Below are 23,305 nucleotides of genomic sequence, written 5' to 3' on the forward strand. Positions count from 1 at the left end.
CTATTAGAATCAAGAAGTTGACATTAGAAGTTCGAAGTTGCAATTAAAACCAAAAAGTTGCAATTAGAATTCGGAATTTGCAATCGGCGCAAAAGAAGATGCCCCGATTTTAAATCAGATACGAATGAAACAGAAAAGATTGACAACTAACTCGCCTTGTAATACGATGGGAATAACATTTTACCAAAGACGGGCAGAAGGTACCGAGAGCGGTGTCGCCCACGATAGACGAGTTGAGAAGAGCATAGCTGAGAAATTGATGAATAAGAAGAGTAGCACAGGAGCGCGATTGTAGAGAGTCAGTGGGTGGTGAAAACTGATTCGCGGCCGGTGTGAATGGACTTATGAGAGTCTACTTGAATCGTTTTTCAAGTAGGACGTGAGATCCCACGTTACGGGATGTGTCTTATGGGCACGCTAAGTGGAAGCAGCAATGCTTCAATTAGAGGTGGCAACGCGGTCTATTCCGTCCTCTGCAATCGGACTAATCTGTCCTTTTGCAGAGGACTTTTTTTATACCTAAAAAGAGGAGAGTTGAGCTGAGATGAGTAGAGAACAGACGAGTTTACGGACGACAATGAAGAAGTTAAATGGGGATTCATTAACACCCATATTGATTTTCAGAAGAATGCAGGGGCAGCGAAAGTTTTTATTAGAAAGTTCTTCGAAACATGAGGGATCAGGGCGCTACTCCTTCCTTGGGATGGATCCACTGAAGTCTTATAGCGGACGCGACGGAAAACTTGAAGAACATGTTTATGCTACTGGCAAGAAATATGTACACGAGGGCGATTTGTTTGTGCTGTTGAAACGATTGATGCCGCGAATTACGGATGATATCGATTTTCCTTTCACAGGCGGAGCGGTCGGCTACGTTGGTTACGGAGCGGGTTCCGACAGTGTGACGCGTTCCCATGACGATATGGGATTTCCGGATGTTAATTTTAATATTTACGAAACCATTATTATTTTCGACCATGTGTTGAATGAAGTGACATTGCTGCATACGGAAATTAATCCGGAACAAAGTGCTCCTGATTTGGACGCACTGGCAGAAAGTATGTTATCCGGACCGGAAAAAGAAGAGTTGGCTTTTGCGCTCTCGGATTATAGCTGTTCTGTCACACAACAACAATTTGAAAATTTGGTACGCGAAGCAAAAGGGTATATCGAGCAAGGAGAGGCTGAGCAAATCGTACTGTCTAGACGTTTAGTGGCGGACTTTAACGGCGATCCATTTTCATTATACCGAAAGCTAAGAAAGCGTAATCCTTCACCCTATATGTATTATATGGAATTCGATGATCACGTCGTTTTAGGTACGTCCCCGGAAAGTATCGTAAGTGTATCAAATGGCAAAGTGATGACGAATCCAATTGCAGGGACGCGCCGACGTGGTGTAGATAAAGCAGAAGATTTAGCACTTGAAAAAGAGTTGTTGGCGGATCCAAAAGAACTCGCGGAACACGATATGTTGGTCGAACTTGGCCGTAATGATTTGAAGAAAGTATGCCTTCCAGATTCGGTGCAAGTCACAAGTTATATGGAAGTCGTCCGTTACGAGCATGTTATGCACATTGTATCAGAAGCAGAGGGAACATTGTCGCCAGTGCTACATTCATTGGACGCGTTAACGGCATGCCTTCCGGCGGGTACAGTAACAGGTACACCGAAAAAACGAGCAATGGAATTGATTGATGAATTGGAGAAAATGGACCGGGGTATTTACGGCGGGGCAATTGGGTATATCGGTTTCAATGGTAATATGGATTTTGCGTTGACGATCCGCACGATGGTTGTGAAAGGCGGTAAAGCATACGTCCAGGCAGGAGCAGGAATTGTGCAAGCGTCAGATCCAACAGCTGAGTTTATGGAAACGGCCAATAAAGCCAAGTCCTTGTTGGAAGTCATTAACTAAATCGATGATGAATTGATTATGAGAAAGAGCAGAGCAGAGGAGAGATTGAGATGAGAAGTTTTGTTAGAAGAGTAGAGTTGGGCGAGCATTTGATGTATGAAGAAATGGTGGAAGCTTCTAAGCTGATGTTTAATGAACAAACCGAATCGCAGGACATAGTAGATTTCCTTGTGGCGTTGTCACGAAAAGAAGAAACGGCCCATGAAGTAGCGGCTCTTGCTTCGGTTATGAAATCGTTCGCGCTGCGGGTAAATGTTCCACGGGAAACATTTATGGATAACTGCGGAACAGGCGGAGACGGCTCAAATACGTTCAATATTAGTACGGCATCCGCGTTCGTATTGGCAGGAGCCGGCGCATCCATCGCTAAGCATGGTAATCGGAAAGTTTCGAGTGCCGCGGGAAGTTCTGATGTATTGGAAGCCCTTGGCATTCATATAGACTTCAGCTTAGATGAAACCATCGAACTTCTTCAACAGGAAGGAATCACCTTCTTATATGCGCCAAATGTTCACCCGAAAATGAAACGAATTGGTGCAATCCGGCAGCAAATTGGCAAGTCGACTATCTTTAATCTAGTAGGTCCTTTGACAAATCCAATCCCTTTGAAAACACAGTTCACGGGTATTAACAGACCGGACTTCACGATGGAATACGCATCCGTATTGCGCATGCTTGGCAGAGAGCGGGCAATTGTCGTATCGGGAGCGGGAGGAATGGACGAAGCGTCACTTGCGGGACAAAATGCATTTGTTCTTCTTGATAAAGGCGATTTGATCCCATTTTCGCTAACCGCAGATGATGTGGGGCTTGCATATGCTCCGATTTCAGCTATACGTGGAGGCGACGCAAAGGAAAATGCAGCAACCATTCGGGCAATTTTCAATGGACGACGCGGTCCTCATTTCGATACAGTCGTTTTCAATGCAGGCATCGGATTATTTGCAAATGGGCGAGCAGCGACAATTCAAGAGGGCGTAAAACAGGCGACTGAAAGTATTTTATCTGGCAAAGCATTGCAAAAGCTTGACGCTGTCGTAGCATTCAGTCAGAAAATCGGTGCAAAGGCGGTGGCAAGATGACGATTTTAGACAAGATTTTACACGAGAAACGGCGTGAAGTACAAGACATGTTGGCAGAGCAGGATGTACGACAAGAAGCACGTCCAGCGCGTCCGTCTTTATTCAACAAGCTATATAAAACAGAGCATTTGCAAGTCATCGCGGAAATGAAGCGCGCATCTCCTTCGAAGGGGCTTATCGCGGAAGGCGCTGATCCCGTTGCACAGGCAATTTCTTACCATCGCGCAGGTGCAGCGTGCATCTCTGTATTGACGGATAGTCACTTTTTCAAGGGGTCATTCGAAGACCTAGCAGCTGTCGCAGACAATGTTCCTATTCCGTTGCTATGCAAGGATTTTATCATCCATCCTGTACAGATTGACCGAGCAAAAAGGGCCGGAGCCTCTGTCATCCTGTTGATTGTTGCTGCACTTACTGAAGATGAGCTCGCTGAATTTCATACCTACGCGCTGCAATCTGGCTTGGAAGTATTGGTAGAAGTACATGATGAGGCGGAACTGAAACGCGCAATCGCCATCAACGCAAAATTGATTGGTGTAAATAATCGCGATCTCCGCACATTTAAAGTGGATTTAAAGAGAACAGAAGAGATTGCAGCCATTTTTCCGTTCGATGAAGAACGTGTCCTCATCAGCGAAAGTGGTATCTGGGAATCAGAAGATGCGTTATTTGTAGCAGATGCTGGTGCAAGTGCAGTGCTCGTCGGCGAATCGTTGATGCGAAGTGGTGAAGTCGCTACAGCTATCCAATCACTGCAAGTCGCATTACCGAGGGTAGTCCGATGACGAAGGTGAAAATTTGTGGACTAATGGAATCACAACACGTGAAAACGGCAGTCGATGCTGGAGTAGATGCAATCGGCTTTGTCTTTGCTCCAAGCCGACGACAAGTGACAATTGCCAAAGCGCAAGAGATGGCAAAGAATATTCCACCTGGAGTGCTGAAGATAGGGGTATTTGTTGATGCATCACAAGATGATATTGAGCAAACTTTCCGAGAAGTACCGCTAGATTTTGTTCAATTTCATGGTGATGAAAGTTCAGATTTCATCGAAAAAGTCGGACTTCCTTCCATTAAAGTGTTATCAGTTTACAGTGATGAAGATGCAAAGCGATTCGCACACTATGAAACAGACTACTTTTTGTTTGATACACCTGGAACGGACTTTAAAGGTGGAAGCGGAAAAACTTTTGATTGGCAACTAATGAAAGATGCTGGTGTACAATCGGACAAAGTTATTCTGGCGGGTGGACTGAACGCGGACAATGTTGCACAAGCAATCAGGACGGTACAACCATATATGGTGGACGTTTCAAGCGGAGTAGAAGTTATGAGAAGAAAAGATGACAAGTTGATTCGCGCATTCATTAAAGCAGTCAAAGATGAGGAGAGATAAGCAATGGTACAAGAATTGGGTGCAACTCAAACTACACAGGCAGGACGATATGGACGATTTGGTGGGCAGTTTGTTCCTGAAACATTAATGACAGCACTTATCGAACTGGAAGCTGCTTATGATGATGCGATTGCCGATCCAGCTTTCACGGACAAAGTAAATTATTACTTAAAGGATTTTGTCGGACGGGAGACGCCGCTGTACTTTGCAGAAAGACTTACTAAAGAAGCGGGCGGTGCGAAGATTTATCTCAAACGGGAAGATTTAAACCATACCGGCGCACATAAAATTAATAATACGGTTGGGCAGGCACTCCTTGCGATGCGCATGGGCAAAAAGAAAATCGTTGCGGAAACCGGGGCGGGTCAGCACGGAGTAGCGACAGCAACAGTATGTGCTTTGTTTAATCTCGAATGCGTTATTTACATGGGGAAAGAAGATATTCGCAGGCAGGAATTGAATGTGTTCCGTATGGAGTTACTTGGAGCGAAAGTCGTTTCAGTCGATAAAGGATCAGGCACACTGAAAGATGCAGTCAATGAGGCGCTGCGTTACTGGGTGGCAAATGTGGAAGACACGCATTATATATTAGGATCTGCGCTTGGTCCGCATCCATTCCCGAGAATTGTTCGTGATTTCCAACGTGTAATCGGTGTGGAAACGAGAGGACAAATTATGGAGAAAGAAGGGCGTTTGCCGGATGCAATTGTGGCGTGCATCGGCGGTGGGAGTAATGCAATCGGCATGTTCCATCCTTTTATTGATGATGAAGACGTTGCTTTGTATGGTGTTGAGGCGGCGGGAAGTGGTATTGAAACAGGACTTCACGCAGCTGCAATTGCGGATGGCAAAGAAGGCGTTCTACACGGAGCATATATGTATGTATTGCAAGACGCCGATGGATTTATCCAGGAGGCGCATTCCATTTCAGCGGGTCTCGATTACCCCGCAGTTGGTCCGGAACATAGCCATTTACATGATATCGGGCGCGTTACATACTCGTCTGTCACGGATGCGGGTGCATTGGAAGGATTGCAGTTATTGGCGAAAGTGGAAGGAATCATCCCTGCCCTTGAAAGTGCACATGCGGTTCACTATGCAGTCGAATTGGCAGGTACGATGGGGGAGGAAGAAATACTCGTTATTTGCCTTTCAGGACGTGGCGATAAAGATGTCCAAACGGTACGCGATGCTTTAGGAGGTGGCTTGAATGACTAAGCAAGACTTAACTAACGCGATTACTGATTGTGTAACCCGAGGCGATAAAGCATTTGTGCCCTACATAATGGCGGGCGACGGCGGTCTTGAAACGATTAAGAAAAACATATTATTTCTCCAACAAACAGGTGTGACTGTAATCGAACTGGGTATTCCTTTTTCGGATCCGGTCGCAGATGGCCCAGTGATTGAACAAGCGGGAGAACGAGCACTTGCTAAAGGGGTAACACTTCGTAAGGTATTGAAAGAACTCACTTTATTCAAGGATGAAGTCACTGTTCCGCTTGTAATCATGACTTATTTGAATCCGATTTTGAGCTATGGCATTGATCAATTTGCGAAGGATTGTCAGAACAGCGGTATCAGTGGACTTATTGTGCCTGACTTGCCACACGAAGAAAGTGGACTATTGCAGAATTCTCTTACAAAATCCGAGATTGCACTCATTCCACTAGTCTCGCTAACGAGCCCACCAGAACGGATTAAGAAAATAACAGCGGCAGCTGAAGGCTTTGTGTACGCAGTGACGGTAAACGGTATTACAGGGGTGCGGGATGGATTTGGCGATGATCTTGCTGCCCATTTGGAGCAGCTGAAAGCGGTGAGTCCTGTCCCTGTACTAGCAGGGTTCGGGATTTCAACACCTGAACAAGTCCGGTCAATTGGTGCGCTTGCAGACGGAGTCATTGTTGGAAGTGCGATTGTTGCTGCTTTTCATAGAAATGACTTAACAGCAGTCGAGGCATTAGTAAAAATGTCGAAAAAAGAAATATATAGTTAAGAAAAACGCCCTTCCTTGCGTGAGAAATCACACGAGGAGGGGCGTTTCTTATACAGTGATGCTGCTTTGTCGTATAGTGCTAGAATAGGGTTGTACAGTTTCTATTTTTAGTCAACGACCACTTCTGACATTCTTTTTTCAGTTATCCATACAGTCCCAAACTCAACAAGCGGTTTCATCGGAACGACTTTGCAAAGGGCTTGTCCTAACTTGCCGTCGATAGCAATGCCGGGGTTCATTTCCTCGAACGCGGTACCCAATTCGGGGAAAATATCCGAATCGACATCGACCATATCAAAAGTGGCCCAAATTCGTTCACCGTCTTGCATGATGGCTGCACCTTGAGGAGAGACTGTATATTCAGGAGCTAGGTATTCAGCTAAATGAAGTGCGGTGCATGATTCATAACTGACTCCAATCATAATGACCTTCACATCCACATTCAACATTTTTCCGAGTGGAGAACTCGTTCCGAATGAATCATCGAGCGGATGTTCACTCATCCAGTCATCTGCGTGGCGGCCCCACGCCATGAACGAATGGGCGGGGTGAGAACTTCGAATTGTTTTTGGATGGCGATGGAAGCAGTCAGCGATTTTCCCCATTCCACGTAGATGGGTTAAGTTCGGGTCGTAAGCGGGAATAGATTGACGTATAGGTTCATGCCACGCTTCTGGGACAGGGGGAAGCATCCAGTAAGATGGTTCCGAATTGTCGGCAGACTGCGCGGGCATGATGATTGTCCCGTTTAACGTCACTGTTTCCATCAGCGCTTCGACGACGGCTTGTGCACCACCTGCAATCCACCCCATCAATTTAAGGGATGAATGGACAATAATATGATCACCCGATTTAACACCAAGTAAGTTAAGCTGCTCTTTTAGTGTCTCTTTCGATTGGAATGAATGGGTATCGAGAATCGTTTCAAATTCGGTCATGTGGATCACTCAATTCTATAGATATTTTCGAAAAGCATAGCAAGCAAGAAAGGTTTTGCCAAGTTTTATGAAACCTTTCTTGCGGACGAGCGTACATATATAAAAGGAGATGTGTTCAATGGATGCGAATGTGATTAGACAGGAAGTTGAAACGACATATGAAAAAGTGAAGTCGTTGGCAGGTTGGACGGTGGATAAAAACGTCGTGCTGACAATTACATCGTACTATGTCACATCTGAAAGGGAGTTTGACGCGGAAAGTTTGAGTCGAGTAATGGATGCACTAAAAAGTAAATCCAGCTGGCTTTCTCCGCTACGCGGCAATCTACTTCCGATGATGGCTGCATTTCTAGATAAGCCTGGGACAGATATCGACAAAGAGGTGAATCGTTTATTCGCGAAGCAACAAGTCTTAAAAGGTATAGGCTTCCGCAATACAATCCATTCATATTTGGCTGCGCTCCTGTTGACCAACGATACAGAGCTCTATGAAAACGAGGCGCGTCAAGCTAAAAAACTATATGATGCGATTAAGAAACGGCATTTTTTCCTGACGTCAGACGATGATTACGCATATGCAGTATTGTTAGGGAAAAGGGGCGCTGATCCAATGGAGCATGCGAAGTCGATGCGTGCGTATTATGACTCATTGCGAACCGAGGGATTCCGTTCGGGAAATGAACTACAATGGCTGTCACAAGTGATGACTTACATACAGATCAAGTTTGATCCAAGTCTCATAACCAGGGCTGTGGAAGTACTAAATCATTTCAAGCGCAATACGAAAGTAAGACCTGTGCATTATCCGATGATTGGATTTCTTACCGTATTTGGAATAGATGATATAGAACTGCAGAATATTGTCGAACTTACGCATTCATTGGAGGAATCTAAACCTTTTAAATGGAATCGGGAAATGGCGTTGTCTATCGCAATTGGGTACATTATGCATAAATTGACTGAGAGTGCAGAAGCAGAAAGTGTTAGTCTTGCGACGTCTGTGGAATTGATTATACAAGCACAGCAAGCGGTGATGGCTGCGACGATTGCAGCGATGGTTGCGTCTACGTCAGCAAATTCAGCAAATAATTGATTGTGATTCGCTTAATTCCCATTCAGTTTCGATTGGCTTTTCCATCGTGGGAAAAGTAGACCTCCAAAACTCGATTTCAACTCCGTGTACCTCGTCGATGAACTGGTAACACCTAAAAAGTTTTTAATGATGAACACGTCCTGTTGAATACAAAAAAAGATTTCATTCCAAATCGGAAATGGAATCTTTTTTGCGTTTTATAAATAAAATGACAAATTTTTATTTTTAAAAAGCTAAAAGTATTTCGGGTCAGGAAATGCTTTCAGGTCAACGTTTGTAACCTATTTGTAACCTAATTGTCACACATGAAGTATTTTATGTATTTTGTATTCTGAAAAAATAGTGTTGTCATCCATAAATTTGTATAGTATATTGGTGCAAGTGATTCAATATCAGAAAATTTACTATTAATAGTTTGGGAGTTTAAGTAATGTAGGGAGGAAGTTTTCTTGGGAAACCCGGTATTGGAAATTAAAAATCTCCGCACATCTTTTAGTATCAAGGGCAACTACTACGCTGCGGTAGATGACGTTTCCTTAACAATCCATGAGAATGAGGTTGTCGCAATCGTAGGGGAGTCGGGTTGTGGGAAAAGCGCACTAGCCCTTTCCATAATGGGACTTCATAATCTGAAATCTACGAAACTTGAAGGACAAGTTAATTTTAAAGAACAGAATCTATTGAACCTACCGGTATCTAAATTGAACAAAGTTCGCGGTAGAGATATCGGGATGATCTTTCAGGATCCTATGACTGCACTCAATCCGCTAGCGACAGTCGGTAGACAGATTGAGGAACCGATGGATTACCACATGAAACTTTCGAGGGCAGATAAGAAAGAACGTGTACTCAATTTACTTCGACGTGTAGGTATCAAAAACGAACAACGCGTCTTTAGACAATACCCACATGAACTGTCCGGTGGCATGAGGCAACGTGTTGTTATCGCAATCGCACTTGCATGTGACCCAGTTCTTCTAATAGCGGATGAGCCGACGACAGCTTTGGACGTAACAATTCAAGCACAAATCATGGATCTTATGAAAGAGCTACAAAATCAAATTAAATCAGGCATTATTTTGATTACACATGATCTTGGTGTCGTAGCAGAAATGGCTGATCGCGTAGCAGTTATGTATGCAGGGGAAATAGTGGAAATTGCTGAAGTTCGTGAACTTTTTGCAAACCCTTTACATCCTTATACCCGTTCGTTATTAAATTCAATCCCTGCGAATATGGAAGCGAAGGAAAAACTTCATGTTATTGAAGGAATTGTTCCCTCCATCCAAAATCTAGATCGGACAGGTTGTAGGTTTGCGCCGCGGATTAAATGGATTCCAGTCGAGGACCATGAAGTGAATCCGCAATTACATGAAGTAGAACCAGGCCATTTCGTCCGTTGTAATTGTTACAAAAACTTCCACTTCCCTGAGGAGAGAGTAGGAGCAGAGACTTATGTCGTTACTTAAAGTAAATAAGTTAAAAGTACATTACCCGATTCGGGGAGGTTTTCTCCGCCGAGTGGTCGACCAAGTAAGGGCAGTTGACGGCGTTAGCTTCGAACTGGAGCCCGGCGAGACATACGGTCTTGTTGGTGAATCAGGTTGTGGAAAAACGACAACTGGACGTGCAATTATTGGCCTCAATAAGGCGACAGAGGGAGAAATTCTTTTTGAAGGCAATGACCTCGCGAAACTGAGAGGTTCAGACAGAAGACAACATACAAAAGATATTCAAATGATTTTCCAAGATCCTTATTCATCATTGAATGTTCGGAAGAATGTATTGAATATTATTTCCGAACCGCTACGAAACTTCGAACGGATGTCGCCTGGTGAAGAGTTGAAAAGGGTACAGACACTTATTGATCGAGTGGGTTTGAATCCCGAATCAGTTTATAAATATCCTCACCAATTTTCCGGTGGTCAGCGCCAACGTATTGGAATTGCACGTGCGCTCACATTGAATCCCAAATTGATTATTGCAGATGAGCCTGTTTCAGCACTAGACGTGTCTGTTCAAGCACAAGTTTTGAATTTCATGCAGGAGATTCAAAAGGAGTTTAATCTGACATACTTATTCATTTCTCATGACTTAGGGATTATCCAGCATATGTGTGACCGTATCGGCATCATGTATAAAGGTCGATTTGTTGAAGAGGGAACAGCTGCGGAAGTCTATAATAATCCACAACACTTATACACGAAGAGGCTTATTGCAGCTATTCCAGAAATGAATCCGGAAAAGCGATTTGAGAAAACGCATCTCCGTCAGTCCATCAATGAAGCATACCGGACAGACTATGATAGTTATTTCGATAAAGATGGACGGATGTTTGACCTGAAAAAGGTTTCTGATACACATTCCGTTGCATTGCAGTAAAGGGGAATTGTGAAAAATGCTGACATTTATAGTAAGAAGAACATTGATCATGATTCCACAACTAATACTTCTCAGCTTAATAATCTTCTTGCTCGCCAAAGCCATGCCTGGCGATGCGGTGACAAGTTCATTCATGAGTAACCCTAATGTGACGCCTGAGCAGATGGAGAAAATGCGTGAAAAATTAGGCCTAAATGATTCTTGGTATGTTCAGTATGGACATTGGATTGGGAATGCAGTTCAAGGGGATTTTGGTCAGTCATTTACACATAAGCAACCAGTTACAGCGCTGCTTGCAGGAAGAGTTGGGAACACGGTACTGTTATCATTCGGGGTATTGATAGTGACCTATATAATCGCTATACCGCTTGGAATCATTGCTGGTAGGTGGACGGATTCGTGGGCGGATAAGATGATCGTCACCTATAACTATTTTGCTTTTGCAACGCCGCTATTCGTCTTTTCGCTATTAATGTTGTTTCTCTTCAGCTTCATCCTTGGTTGGACCCCAATTGGCGGAAGTGTCGACATAAGGATTGAGACAGGATCCTTTGATTATATAGTAAGTAAAGTGAAACACTTAATTCTACCTGTTATGTCGGGCGCATTACTTGCGACGTTCGGAACCATTCAATATTTACGTAATGACATTATAGATACCAAGCTAAAAGACTTTGTTAAGACTGCCCGTGCCAAAGGGGTTCCGGAAAGTAAGGTGTATACGCGTCATATTTTACGTAACTCTCTATTGCCGATTGCAGCATTTCTCGGTTATGAAATTACAGGTCTTATTGCAGGTTCAATTTTCCTTGAAATGATTTTCAGTTATCCCGGACTCGGACAGCTTTTCATCCAGTCAATCATGGGACGTGACTTTACGGTCGTTACAGCTCTTGTCATGATTTCAGGCACAGCTGCAATTGTCGGGACAATGCTTTCGGATATAATCCTCAGCATTGTAGATCCACGTATCCGTATTGATTGATAAAAATGAAAAGCGAGGAGGGGAAAACAGTGGTCGTGTTCAATGAGAAAGAACTGATGGCAAAAGAAAAAAAGAATAATCCATCGTTTGTGAAAACGATTTGGCGTGAAATAAGAAACGACAAAATGGCATTGGCTTCACTTATCTTACTTATGCTTATTTTGTTGGCCGCCTATTTATCTCCACTATTCGTCGACCAGACAGCACTTACGCGCGTGAACTTCTTTAATAACTGGAAACCGCCCTCCGCAGACAATTGGTTGGGGACAGATGACGGCGGTCGTGACGTATTGGGTCAGTTGTTGCTTGGGACGCGGAACTCTTTCACAATCGGGTTAAGCGTCACATTAATTGCTGGTGTTTTTGGTTTAACAGTTGGTCTGATTGCCGGATTCTATGGTGGAATTGTCGATAATATCATTATGCGTATCATCGACTTCTTAATGGTTCTTCCGTCATTGATGATCATCATTATTTTCGTGGTTAGTGTTCCAAAATATACGATCTTTGGCTTCATCTTAATCGTGAGTGCATTTGCTTGGTTTGGTAAAGCAAGACTAATCCGGTCAAGGGCACTTGCAGAACGGGAGCTTGACTACATCAATGCTTCTAAGACGTTAGGAACGCCGAGTTGGAAAATTATGTCCTTTGAATTATTTCCAAACTTAAGTTCTCTCGTCATAGTAAATATGACACTTACGCTTGCAGGAAATATTGGGCTAGAGACAGGTCTTACATTCCTTGGATTTGGTCTGCCGGCGGGAACATCTTCTCTCGGGACGCTGATCAGCTATGCGAGAAACCCAGATATTGTACAGAATAAGTGGTGGGTATGGTTACCCGCAGCATTACTGATTCTAGTAATGATGCTGTGTATAAATTATGTTGGGCAAGCGGTTAAACGTGCGTCTGACGCAAGACAGAGATTAGCATAAAAAAAGGGGAGGTAATACAATTGATGAAGAAGCAACTTATGTTACTGGTTGGTCTAATGCTCGTTCTCAGCGTATTTCTAGCTGCATGTACAGGCAAAGACAAGGCAGACGAGGGTACGAAAGATCCGGTAAAAGAAGATGATAGTAAACCAGCAGCGGAAGAAGTAAAAGAGGAGCCAGTGGATCCGGATGCTGCGCTTGATTTCCCGCTTGAAGTTACAAACACGGGAACAGCAAAAGAAGACGGTGAACTAACGTTTGGACTTGTTAGTGATTCTCCATTCGAAGGTACATTGAGCCCTGTGTTCTATTCTGGAGCATATGACGCAGACGTCATGCAGTTCTTCGTTGAAGATCTTCTAGCTACTGATGGTGATTATTTGATCACAAATGATGGAGCTGCAACATATGAAATTTCTGACGACAATAAAACAATCACACTAAAAATCAAAGACAATGTGAATTGGCATGACGGGGAGCCTGTAAAAGCATCGGATCTCCTTTACACGTATGAGCTTCTTGGGCATCCGGATTATGTCGGTGAACGTTATGACTTTATGATTGAAAACGTAGTAGGTATGCCTGCATATAACAAAGGAGAAACGGATAAAATTTCCGGTATCAATGTAATTAGCGATAAAGAAATTTCAATCACATATACTGAAGCTACACCGTCTCTTCTATCAGGTATTGTGACATACCCTACTCCAAGACACCATGTGGGTGACGTAATAGCAGGTGAATTGACAATGGAAGAAATCGTTGCATCTGATAAGATTCGTGTAAATCCAATCGGTTTCGGACCTTATAAAGTTGCTAAAATTGTACCAGGCGAGTCTGTCCTTTTTGAAAGAAGCGAAGATTATTGGAGAGGGAAACCTGCTAATAAGACAGTTGTATTGAAAGTAGTAAGTTCAGCAACTGCTCTTGAAGCACTTAAAAAAGGTGAAATCGACTTTGCAAGTGTTCCAGTCGATCAGTACGAAATTGCGGAAAAGGTTGAAAACGTAGAGCTTCTTGCAAAAGTAGACCTTGCATACACATATATCGGCTTCAACCTTGGTCAATGGGATACAGTTAAGAAAGAAAACGTAACGGATCCAAGTAAAAAAATGAGCAACAAACTTGTTCGCCAAGCTATGTGGCATGCAATGGATAACGACACAATCGGTAAAGAACTTTACCATGGTCTTCGTTTCCCGGCTACAACTTTGGTCATCCCTGTATTCGCAAGCTTCCATGATGCAAGCAATCCAGGCCGTGCGTATGATCCTGAAAAAGCGAAAGCGCTTCTTGATGAAGCTGGATATCTAGACGTAGATGGTGATGGCATCCGTGAAAATGACAAAGGTGAAGAATTTATACTTGACTTTGCTTCTATGTCAGGCGGAGAAACGGCCGAACCGATTGCGCAGTTCTATATACAAAACTGGGCTGACGTAGGTATCAAAGTTCGACTTTTAGACGGTCGTCTACATGAGTTCAACGCATTTTACGACATGTTGAAAGCTAGCGATCCGAAAGTTGATATCTTCCAAGGCGCATGGGGAACTGGATCAGATCCGGACCCATCAGGCCTATATGGAAGAACAGCTGCGTTCAACTACAATCATTACACAAGCGAAAAGAACGACGAGCTCCTAGAAGCTGGAACGTCTGAAAAAGCATTTGATCTTGATTACCGTAAAGACATCTATAATCAATGGCAAGAGCTTATGGTTGAAGATGTACCGGTTGCACCAACTGTATACCGTTATGCTCTAACAGCTACTAACAAGCGTATGGTTAACTACTCGATTGAAGCAGGTACTCCAAACTATAACCCATGGATGTGGGGAGTATCTGAATAAGTAAGTATTGAAAAGCTGTTACCTGGATGACTCTGGGTGACGGCTTTTTCATATTACGGACACTTCATTTCAATATAAGAAGAGACCGGTATAGCCTAGTATCATAGTATGTTAAAGTTAGTACAAGTAGTGGTAGTAACATTGGGCTCGTAATCCCAATATTACTAATAATTATATGAATGAATGAAAGGAAGTTAGCAATATGAAAATACGACCACAGCGTCTCCAAAAAGGGGACACAATTGGCATTATTGCACCGTCGAGTCCGCCTAATCAGGAAAACTTAGAGCGCTCACTCGCGTTTCTTGAACAGCTGGGATTGAAATGGAAGTTTGGGGAACATGTCTTGAATGTCCACGGATATCTGGCAGGGACGGACGAAGAACGACTTCAAGATTTGCACGACATGTTTGCCGATCCTACTATTAAAGGAATCATCTGTGCGGGCGGAGGATACGGCTCAGCTCGCTATACGGATAAAATCGATCTGCAGCTTATGAAAGAGAATCCGAAAGTCCTTTGGGGATTCAGTGATATCACATTCCTTCATACAGCGATGGGTCTGTATTCCAACCTCGTTACATTCCATGGCCCGATGCTTGCATCATGTGTTGGGAAAGATACGTTCCACGAATTGTCTGCGAAAATGTTCCAGCAGTTATTTGAGCCAATGGAACTTCATTACACGGAAGCGATTTCACCCCTTGAAACCATTACAGCGGGCGTCGCACAAGGTGAACTTGTTGGTGGGAATCTGTCGTTGCTCGCCAGTGGAATCGGCACTAAGTTTGAAGTGGACACGAAAGGTAAGCTTCTCTTTATAGAAGATGTCGGAGAAGAGCCATACAAAGTCGATGGTCTTCTCAATCAATTGCGTATGGCTGGAAAGCTTAAAGATGCAGTGGGAATTGTCATAGGCGACTTCTCGGATGCGGAACCCAAAAAACGAAAAGAAACACTAACTCTTGATGAAGTATTCGCAGATTACACGGCTAATCTTGGAATACCGGTTGTCAAAGGATTCAAAATTGGCCATTGTCAGCCGAACTTTGCCATACCACTTGGTGTCGGTGCAAAGCTCGATGCTGATAACAAGACGCTGACGATATTACCTGGCGTCGAGTGAAACTAGATAGGAAAGCGGTTTACGCAATTCAATCACATGGAGATTTGCCGCTAAATTGAGGCGGCTCTTTGTGTTTGGACAATAATGCTTTTGGGTATCATATAGGAGAGCGCAACCAAGTAATGAAGCTGAAAACACAAGTATTTATTTGTGATAGTTAAAAGTAAAGTTTCCAGTAGAATTGTAAAAAAACAATTCCATTTTCCTATGCCTTTTTAAGTCATTAAGTTGAAAAAAAAGCCATAAACCATTATAATAGTTTAGTCATCGACATTCTTCGACACATTCCGCAAAACCCGATTTAGAAGGGCCCCAATCCACTGGACGGTTGTCCAAAATGGCATATTCATGCAAATTAAGTTTAAAAAAGTAACAGAGAACATTAATTCAATTAATTTTCTGAATCGTACAAGATTTGGTTTTTTTATTAATTAAAAAAAGAGGTGCTTTGAATTGAAATTATCACCGGTCGAACAGGAAAAATTGCTGTTGCATGTTGCAGGAGAACTGGCAATTAAGCGTAAGGAACGCGGAGTTAAGTTGAATTATCCGGAAGCTATCGCACTAATTTGTCACTACATTATGGAAGGCGCGCGTGACGGAAAGACTGTTGCTCAACTGATGAGCGAAGGGAAACAAGTGCTTACGGTTGAGGATGTAATGGAAGGCGTCGGCGATATGATTAGTGATGTGCAGATTGAATGTACATTCCCAGACGGTACAAAACTCGTGACGGTCCACCGTCCAATTCAATAATAGGAGGCTTTAACAATGATTCCAGGAGAAATTAGAACAGCTGAAGGCTTGATTGAAATAAATGCCGGACGCCCCGTGAAAGCGGTACGCGTTGCAAACACTGGCGATCGTCCGATACAAGTCGGATCTCATTTCCATTTCATTGAGGTAAATAAATTTCTTGAATTTGACCGTGAACAGGCAGTTGGAATGCATTTAAATATCCCATCTGGTACCGCTGTGCGTTTTGAACCCGGCGAAGAGAAGGAAGTTGAATTAGTTGAGTTCGGCGGAAAACGTCACGTGTTCGGACTGAATAATTTGACGGAAGGTTCGACGCATAATAAGGACGAAATTTTAGATAGAGCAGCAGAAGCAGGATTTAAAGGAGCCGAGGATAAATGAAAGTAACACACGAACAATATGCGAAAATGTTCGGACCGACAGTAGGCGATAAAGTGCGTCTTGCTGACACGGATCTTTGGATTGAAATTGAAAAAGATTATACATCATACGGTGATGAAGGTGTTTTCGGTGGAGGAAAATCACTTCGCGTATCGATGGGCCAAAATGGTAAAAATGTTCGCGCTGAAGGTGTTCTCGACACAGTCATTACCAACGTTATGATTATTGACCATACAGGTATTGTGAAAGCAGATATTGGTATTAAAGATGGCCGTATCATCGGAGTCGGAAAAGCAGGAAATCCGCTTTCGATGGATGGTGTAGATCAGGATATGATCATCGGCGTGGGAACAGAAGTGTATGCGGGTGAAGGATTGATTGCAACAGCGGGTGCTGTCGACACGCATATTCACTTCATTAGTCCTCAGCAAGTCGAAACTGCACTTAACGCAGGTACGACTACATTCATCGGTGGTGGGACAGGCCCGGCCGCAGGTTCGAAAGCGACGAGTTTGACGGCGGGCGAGTGGCATCTTCATAGAATGTTACAAGCAGTTGAAGATTTACCAATCAACGTTGGGTTACTTGGAAAAGGGAGCGCATCTACAACGGAACCAATTATTGAACAAGTCCGTGCAGGTGCAATCGGTATGAAAATTCATGAAGACTGGGGTGCGACTCCAGATGCTCTTAATCAGAGTCTTATAGTTGCAGATGAATTCGATATCCAAGTCGCGCTACACTCCGATACGCTCAATGAAGCTGGATTTGTTGAAAATACGATTGAGGCAATTGACGGGCGTGTCATCCATATTTTCCATACAGAAGGAGCAGGCGGCGGACACGCGCCAGACCAACTGAAATTGGCTGCATACCCAAATATTTTGCCGGCATCGACGAATCCGACAAAACCATTTACGACAAATACAATCGATGAACATTTAGATATGCTTATGGTATGTCACCATTTGAAACACGATGTACCTGAAGATGTAGCATTCGCAGATTCACGTATTCGTCCTGAAACAATCGCTGCAGAAGACATTATGCAAGATCTAGGTATTCTTAGTATTATGTCATCCGATTCACAAGCGATGGGACGTGTAGGTGAAGTTACAATGCGTACGTTCCAAACAGCAAACAAAATGAAAATGCAACGCGGTCCACTTCCGCAAGACGAAGGAAAAGACAATGATAACTTCCGTGTAAAACGTTATATTTCAAAACTAAATATTAACCCAGCGATTGCACACGGAATCAGCCATGAAGTCGGTTCACTCGAAGAAGGGAAACTGGCGGATATTGTCCTTTGGGAGCCTGCATTTTTCGGCGTGAAAGCAGAAGTCGTTATTAAAGGCGGAATTGCTGTTTACGCAATGACTGGTGATCCAAACGCGTCTATTCCAACTCCGCAACCGATGATGGGACGCCGTATGTTTGGTTTCCACGGTCAAGCACCACAACACGCGGCAATGACGTTCCTTCCTAAAATTGCAGTAGAAGAAGGCCTACCTGAAAAACTGGGTCTTAAGAAAATGATTGGTACTGTTAAAAACTGCCGTAATATTGGTAAAGCAGACATGAAACATAACAGTGAAACACCAGAAATTGACGTCAATCCAGAAACATATGAAGTGAAAATTGACGGCGTACTTGCTACGTGTGAACCAGTAAGCGTTCTCCCGATGGCACAACGTTACTTCCTGTTTTAATTACTAATTATTATTAAGGGAAAGCTCGAAATGGTTGAAAAGATATTTTACAGCCACTTCGACCTCATCCTATTGAACATGCCGATAAAGGAGGATGCCAAATGCTTATAACTAAAGTCATTGGTAACATTGGAACGGAAGAAGAAATTGCTGGTAAACAGACAGAGTGGATTGAACTTGACTGGGAAGAATTGAGTAAACGCATTCTACGCAAAGAAACAGATCAAGGTACAGATGTCGCGTTGTCACTTGAACAACAAGAGCACCATGAGGACCACGAACATCATGACCACGACGATCATCATCATCATCATGAACACCAGCCATTACAATATGGCGATATCTTATTCGAGGATGACTCACGTCGTATTGCCGTTCGCACAAAAATGGAGCCGGTTATCGTGATTAGCCCGAAAAACATGACGGAAATGGGTAAAACGGCTTTCGAACTTGGAAACCGCCACACACCGGCATTAATCGAGGAAAACGAAGTCATCGTGCGTGCAGATCATACGTTGAATAAATTGCTAGATGAAGTGGGTGTCGCATATGAAACAACTGAAAGACGATTCAAACAACCATTCAAATACCGAGGACACTCTCACTGATCTTGCCCTTTTACGATTAATTCAAATTCATGATTCCGCGTTTCCGATTGGGTCCTTTACGCAGACGTATGGCATGGAGACGTATATTCAGGAAGATGTGATCCGGACGAAAGAGGATTTGGTCGCTTATTGTACGTCGTTTCTTTTTCAAAACCTGGTGCGTGGGGATGCAATTTTAATTCAAGAAGCGTATGCTGCGGCTCAGGAACAGGATATCGAGCGACTTCTCTATTTGGAGCAATTATGCGGGGCAATCAAACTTGCGAAGGAATCACGTGAGGCAAGTGTGAAACTTGGAAGACAGTTTATTAAAACGGTATCTCCACTCGGAACAGATGATTTCCTTGCGGACTGGAAAGCCCGTATTGATGCAAAAGAGATTAAAGGTCATTACGCCATTCTTTATGGTATTTACAGTGCTACGACAGGCGTCAGTGCGCATCATGCGGTCATGACGTATTTGTTTGCATCGCTTAACGGACTCGTCCAAAATGCGGTCCGTGCTGTGCCATTCGGTCAAACAACTGGCGTCCAAGTAACATATGAATTGATTGGACATGTGACGGAAGCGGCTAAATTAGTTGCTACGTTGACAGAAGCCGATATTAGTAATAACGCGTTAGGTATTGAACTTGCTTCTATGAAGCATGAGTATTTGTTCTCAAGATTATTTATTTCATGATGGATTGAAAGGAGTTTTTATAAATGAAACCAGTACGTATTGGCATAGGTGGACCAGTTGGATCGGGCAAAACATCGCTCGTCGACCAACTTACACGTGCGATGCACAAAGAATATAATGTAGCGGTCATTACGAACGATATTTACACGCGTGAAGACGCTCAATTTTTAATAAATAGCGGTGTACTTGAAGCGGATCGCATTTTAGGTGTTGAAACGGGAGGTTGCCCACATACGGCTATCCGCGAAGATGCTTCTATGAACTTCGCAGCAATTGATGAACTGAAAAGTCGTTTTGAAGACCTCGATATTATTTTCGTGGAAAGCGGCGGAGACAACTTGTCCGCTACATTTAGCCCAGAGCTTGTCGACGGCTATATTTATGTTATCGACGTTGCAGAAGGTCAGGATATTCCGAGAAAAGGCGGACCTGCTTTGACGCGTTCTGATCTTTTATTGATCAATAAAACAGATCTTGCTCCATACGTTGGCGTTGATCTTGAACTAATGGATAGCGACGCAAAAAAAATGCGTAACGGACGTCCATACATTTTTACAGATGTAAGAACACAGAAAAATGTTGACCAAGTTGTCGCTTGGATCAAGCACAATATGCTATTAGAAGGTGCGGGATCCGCTGGTTCAAATGCTTAAGCCGTCTCGCGCCATCCACCACGGAAAACTTGACTTGGAATTTGAGCCAAGAAGAGGCTACACACGGATGCCCCATGTTTTCCAGCAGCCTCCATTGAAGGCGAGTCGTGAACTGTACGAAGGGAAAAACCCGACAGCGACTGTCTACATAATGGAGTCCTCTGGAGGCATGGTCGCCGGGGATCGAAATGACATTACAGTTAAGCTTGCTCCAGATAGTAGCGTAAGGTTGGTTCAGCAGTCCGCTTTAAAGATCTATCCATCGCATACCGGAGACACTTGTGTACAGACCATTAACATCGAACTCGGAGAAGGGGCACGCCTTGAATGGATGCCAGAAGTAATTATTCCGTTTGTAGATGCAAAATTCCGAGGTGACACGACACTTCGAATCGCACGCGATGCAACCATATTATGGGGTGAAATCGTTGCCCCAGGACGTGAAAAGCGCGGTGAGATATTTGACTACCAATCGTTCAATACGAATTTCAAAATTTTTGTCGAGGATGAATTAATTGCTTTCGACTCTCTGCATTTCTCACCAAAAGAAACGGCACTTGGTGATATCGGAGTACTGGAAACTGCAATGTATATCGGTTCAATCTGGCTCGTATCGCCGAAAGCCGCAGATGTCGACGTCCGCGCAATACAAGAAACATTGCGGGTTGAAGAAGGTTTAAAAGCTGGTATGACAAGGCTTGAAGGAAATGCAATCCATTGCAGATGGCTTGCCGTTGATCAGTGGACGATGCAGGAAGAGATGAAGCGTGTATACGCGTTGTTGGCAGAAATAGTTTAAGAGGACACTCCAATGAGGGGTGTCCTCTTTGGGTTTGATGTTTTACATCACTTCGATACCCTTTTTTTATTCCATTTTTTTATTAAAAAATCCATCAACCAGGTATAGAGAAACATCGAACCGACTAGGACAACAGCGATGTAAATGTATTGCAAGAAAACTGGAATGTTATACTTCTTTATGAAATCCCCTGAATAAAGCATGATGAAAACCAGTGCTATAATGAGTATAATCATACCGAGCACATAAATAACCATAGTACTCAGAGGCGTTGTCCGAAGTGTCTTACGGATGGAATCCCTAGATTTTAAAGCTCTTATAAGTAGATATAAAAACAAAACGAGTGATAGATAGTCATTTGCTACAAACAATAAAATAAGTCCAAGTAATATAATCGACCAGGTGATTTTTTCATAGTATTTATCAATAAATTTCAGCATTAATCTTCCCCCAGTATGTGTATACTATATATACGGAATGATTGATGGAAAAGTTTCCTTTTATCACAAATTGAATATGTTCTACTACAAAGGAGTTTGTCGTATGCAAGAAAAAAGACCAATGGGCCAATCACGAACAATCCAGACGAAGCTAGTACTGCCGCCCGATACCAATCATCTGCAGACAATTTTCGGTGGAAAAGTTCTCGCGTATATAGATGAAATCGCTGATATCACGGCAATGAAACATTCAAAAACAGCGGTTGTAACTGCTTCAATCGATTCAGTCGATTTTGTATCGTCGGCGCGTGTTGGAGATGTACTTGAACTTGAGGCAATTGTCACGTCAACTGGCCGTACATCGATGGAAGTATTTGTATCGGTCCATTCAATGAACCTGCTTACGGGCGAAACAAAACTAACAACCGAATCCTTCCTAACGATGGTTGCCATGGATGAAAATAACAAGCCTACTCCAGTGCCGGGCATTTATCCGGAAACAGAAGCTGAAAAGAGTCTATTTGAAACAGGCCCCGCACGCCGTGAACATCGGAAATTGCGGAGTGAGATGAAACATTAAATAATTTGTTATGGAAAAGCCCACGCAAGTTGTGGGTTTTTTTACATTGTGTCGTTTATCATTTCAAAACCTATACTATATATGTTGAACCAGGCGTGTCGATTAACCATAATTATACAGCTCTAACTTGATAAATCTGCCTTTGACGCCGATGCGCCATTCGATTGGTAAGTCATCACAAAGAAGCAGGCGATGGAAACCTGCGAATGACATGCGTTTACAGTTCTCTTCTTTACTTCCGTGCACATGAAGAAATTTGAGTAAAACATATGTAATTAGTGCTGCAAACAGCTGATTAAATACCGCATTTTCTGCCGTGCCAAACAGTCCTGGAACGTTCAAGTTTTGCTTTATCCAACGAAAGAAAGTTTCGATTGCCCAACGTGAATTGTACATGTTGGAAATTTCTTCAGCTGTCACGTTCCGAAGGCTTGTGACAAAGCTTAATATTTTATTTTCATAATCTGTAAACTGAACGACAAAATGGCGTTTTTTTGTTTGTTTTTGCGGCGTCCCTAATATTCAAGTAAAATCAGCTATTACATTGGGCTCCTTGATACGACTGCCTTTCAACGATTTTTTCGATTTAATTGGATATTGTCTTTCAAACGAAAAACAAAATCTTGGCCATTCCCTACGTAGAAATCGACCTTTTCAATCGAAAAATACGCACGGTCACCCACGAGAATAAAACGCTTGTCTTCGAGCTCTTTTCCAATTGGTCCATCATTTTTTAGCCTATCGTTTCAACGACTTTAAGAGGCATCACGGTTTCATTCGTAAAGCCCACGTGTAGTTTAATTCCTGCACGTTCACCGTGAAAAACCGCCCAGGGTAAGCATGTTTTCCCTACAGTAACTGTCGTTGAGTCAATGGATAGAAGCGTTTTTGACATCTTTAGCTTACGACGCGCAGCGCGGTTCAACTTACCCACGATGACTTCGAAGACACGCTTAATGATTGCTAATCAAGCTTCTTCAAATGCTT

At 43.2% G+C, this 23,305-nt stretch carries 25 protein-coding genes and 1 other annotated feature; of the genes, 21 read left to right on the forward strand and 4 right to left on the reverse strand.

The window, feature by feature from the left end; translation table 11 throughout:
- Positions 1 to 250: 250 nt before the first annotated feature.
- Positions 251 to 477, forward strand: a binding site (T-box leader).
- A 67-nt stretch (positions 478 to 544) separates the two neighbouring features.
- Genes MKY15_RS07870 through trpA form a run of 6 tightly spaced genes read left to right on the forward strand, consistent with a single transcriptional unit; the run spans position 545 to position 6,395 of the window.
- The gene (locus MKY15_RS07870; protein WP_342539350.1) at positions 545 to 1,918 is read left to right on the forward strand and encodes a chorismate-binding protein; all 1,374 of its coding nucleotides are present in this window, start codon (positions 545 to 547) and stop codon (positions 1,916 to 1,918) included.
- A gap of 50 nt (positions 1,919 to 1,968) precedes the next feature.
- Positions 1,969 to 3,000, forward strand: a complete 1,032-nt coding sequence (gene trpD / locus MKY15_RS07875; protein WP_342539351.1) for an anthranilate phosphoribosyltransferase — start codon at positions 1,969 to 1,971, stop codon at positions 2,998 to 3,000.
- On the forward strand, positions 2,997 to 3,785 hold the full coding sequence (gene trpC / locus MKY15_RS07880) for an indole-3-glycerol phosphate synthase TrpC (RefSeq protein WP_187046325.1): 789 nt from the start codon (positions 2,997 to 2,999) through the stop codon (positions 3,783 to 3,785). Before trpD ends, trpC begins: the two co-directional genes overlap by 4 nt.
- Positions 3,782 to 4,396 (forward strand): phosphoribosylanthranilate isomerase, encoded by a 615-nt coding sequence (locus MKY15_RS07885; protein ID WP_342539352.1) that lies wholly within the window; start codon positions 3,782 to 3,784, stop codon positions 4,394 to 4,396. Before trpC ends, MKY15_RS07885 begins: the two co-directional genes overlap by 4 nt.
- A gap of 3 nt (positions 4,397 to 4,399) precedes the next feature.
- Positions 4,400 to 5,614 (forward strand): tryptophan synthase subunit beta, encoded by a 1,215-nt coding sequence (gene trpB / locus MKY15_RS07890; protein WP_067204275.1) that lies wholly within the window; start codon positions 4,400 to 4,402, stop codon positions 5,612 to 5,614.
- Positions 5,607 to 6,395: a tryptophan synthase subunit alpha gene (trpA, locus tag MKY15_RS07895; protein WP_342539353.1), complete on the forward strand. Its 789-nt coding sequence runs from the start codon at positions 5,607 to 5,609 to the stop codon at positions 6,393 to 6,395. The genes trpB and trpA overlap by 8 nt, the downstream gene beginning before the upstream one ends.
- A gap of 107 nt (positions 6,396 to 6,502) precedes the next feature.
- Here the strand turns inward: trpA and MKY15_RS07900 are convergent, their stop codons facing one another.
- Positions 6,503 to 7,333 carry an AAC(3) family N-acetyltransferase gene (locus tag MKY15_RS07900; RefSeq protein ID WP_067204281.1) on the reverse strand — a complete coding sequence of 277 codons (831 nt, stop codon included), beginning with the start codon at positions 7,331 to 7,333 and terminating at the stop codon, positions 6,503 to 6,505.
- A gap of 118 nt (positions 7,334 to 7,451) precedes the next feature.
- On the opposite strand from MKY15_RS07900, the gene MKY15_RS07905 reads away from it, so the two are divergent.
- The 14 genes from MKY15_RS07905 (at position 7,452) to MKY15_RS07970 (ending at position 21,298) form a co-directional block, all read left to right on the forward strand.
- Positions 7,452 to 8,426 (forward strand): DUF4003 family protein, encoded by a 975-nt coding sequence (locus tag MKY15_RS07905; RefSeq protein ID WP_187046330.1) that lies wholly within the window; start codon positions 7,452 to 7,454, stop codon positions 8,424 to 8,426.
- Positions 8,427 to 8,875: 449 nt separating this feature from the next.
- Positions 8,876 to 9,895, forward strand: a complete 1,020-nt coding sequence (locus MKY15_RS07910; protein WP_342539354.1) for an ABC transporter ATP-binding protein — start codon at positions 8,876 to 8,878, stop codon at positions 9,893 to 9,895.
- Positions 9,882 to 10,808, forward strand: coding sequence for an ATP-binding cassette domain-containing protein (locus tag MKY15_RS07915; protein WP_342539355.1), 927 nt, complete (start codon positions 9,882 to 9,884; stop codon positions 10,806 to 10,808). The genes MKY15_RS07910 and MKY15_RS07915 overlap by 14 nt, the downstream gene beginning before the upstream one ends.
- Before the next feature lie 16 nt (positions 10,809 to 10,824).
- Entirely contained in the window at positions 10,825 to 11,793 is a 969-nt protein-coding gene (gene opp4B, locus MKY15_RS07920; protein ID WP_342539356.1) for an oligopeptide ABC transporter permease, read from the forward strand.
- Between the two features lie 56 nt (positions 11,794 to 11,849).
- A complete protein-coding gene (locus MKY15_RS07925) occupies positions 11,850 to 12,728 on the forward strand; it encodes an ABC transporter permease (protein WP_342539723.1) in 879 nt (292 codons plus the stop codon).
- Between the two features lie 23 nt (positions 12,729 to 12,751).
- Positions 12,752 to 14,578 (forward strand): oligopeptide ABC transporter substrate-binding protein, encoded by a 1,827-nt coding sequence (opp4A, locus tag MKY15_RS07930; RefSeq protein WP_342539724.1) that lies wholly within the window; start codon positions 12,752 to 12,754, stop codon positions 14,576 to 14,578.
- A gap of 202 nt (positions 14,579 to 14,780) precedes the next feature.
- Entirely contained in the window at positions 14,781 to 15,704 is a 924-nt protein-coding gene (locus MKY15_RS07935; RefSeq protein WP_342539357.1) for an LD-carboxypeptidase, read from the forward strand.
- A 453-nt stretch (positions 15,705 to 16,157) separates the two neighbouring features.
- Complete coding sequence (gene ureA / locus MKY15_RS07940; RefSeq protein WP_067204300.1) at positions 16,158 to 16,460, forward strand: urease subunit gamma; 303 nt, start codon at positions 16,158 to 16,160, stop codon at positions 16,458 to 16,460.
- A gap of 15 nt (positions 16,461 to 16,475) precedes the next feature.
- On the forward strand, positions 16,476 to 16,844 hold the full coding sequence (locus MKY15_RS07945; protein ID WP_187046336.1) for an urease subunit beta: 369 nt from the start codon (positions 16,476 to 16,478) through the stop codon (positions 16,842 to 16,844).
- Positions 16,841 to 18,556 (forward strand): urease subunit alpha, encoded by a 1,716-nt coding sequence (ureC, locus tag MKY15_RS07950; protein ID WP_187046337.1) that lies wholly within the window; start codon positions 16,841 to 16,843, stop codon positions 18,554 to 18,556. The genes MKY15_RS07945 and ureC overlap by 4 nt, the downstream gene beginning before the upstream one ends.
- Before the next feature lie 101 nt (positions 18,557 to 18,657).
- A complete protein-coding gene (locus MKY15_RS07955) occupies positions 18,658 to 19,164 on the forward strand; it encodes an urease accessory protein UreE (RefSeq protein ID WP_338654292.1) in 507 nt (168 codons plus the stop codon).
- Positions 19,106 to 19,846, forward strand: a complete 741-nt coding sequence (locus MKY15_RS07960) for an urease accessory protein UreF (protein WP_231885750.1) — start codon at positions 19,106 to 19,108, stop codon at positions 19,844 to 19,846. The genes MKY15_RS07955 and MKY15_RS07960 overlap by 59 nt, the downstream gene beginning before the upstream one ends.
- 23 nt (positions 19,847 to 19,869) lie before the next feature.
- Positions 19,870 to 20,499, forward strand: coding sequence for an urease accessory protein UreG (gene ureG, locus MKY15_RS07965; RefSeq protein WP_067204312.1), 630 nt, complete (start codon positions 19,870 to 19,872; stop codon positions 20,497 to 20,499).
- Positions 20,500 to 20,533: 34 nt separating this feature from the next.
- Positions 20,534 to 21,298, forward strand: a complete 765-nt coding sequence (locus tag MKY15_RS07970) for an urease accessory protein UreD (protein WP_342539358.1) — start codon at positions 20,534 to 20,536, stop codon at positions 21,296 to 21,298.
- Positions 21,299 to 21,345: 47 nt separating this feature from the next.
- On the opposite strand, the gene MKY15_RS07975 is transcribed toward MKY15_RS07970, so the two are convergent.
- On the reverse strand, positions 21,346 to 21,738 hold the full coding sequence (locus MKY15_RS07975) for a hypothetical protein (protein WP_342539360.1): 393 nt from the start codon (positions 21,736 to 21,738) through the stop codon (positions 21,346 to 21,348).
- Between the two features lie 103 nt (positions 21,739 to 21,841).
- On the opposite strand from MKY15_RS07975, the gene MKY15_RS07980 reads away from it, so the two are divergent.
- Positions 21,842 to 22,318, forward strand: coding sequence for an acyl-CoA thioesterase (locus MKY15_RS07980; protein WP_067204320.1), 477 nt, complete (start codon positions 21,842 to 21,844; stop codon positions 22,316 to 22,318).
- Between the two features lie 102 nt (positions 22,319 to 22,420).
- On the opposite strand, the gene MKY15_RS07985 is transcribed toward MKY15_RS07980, so the two are convergent.
- Together MKY15_RS07985 and MKY15_RS07990 are read right to left on the reverse strand one after the other, a co-directional pair.
- Entirely contained in the window at positions 22,421 to 22,840 is a 420-nt protein-coding gene (locus MKY15_RS07985; RefSeq protein ID WP_342539725.1) for a transposase, read from the reverse strand.
- Between the two features lie 47 nt (positions 22,841 to 22,887).
- Positions 22,888 to 23,001: a hypothetical protein gene (locus MKY15_RS07990; RefSeq protein WP_342539362.1), complete on the reverse strand. Its 114-nt coding sequence runs from the start codon at positions 22,999 to 23,001 to the stop codon at positions 22,888 to 22,890.
- Positions 23,002 to 23,305 lie beyond the last annotated feature (304 nt).

Origin of the sequence: Sporosarcina sp. FSL K6-1540, assembly GCF_038620285.1 — a bacterium.
Lineage (GTDB): Bacteria > Bacillota > Bacilli > Bacillales_A > Planococcaceae > Sporosarcina > Sporosarcina psychrophila.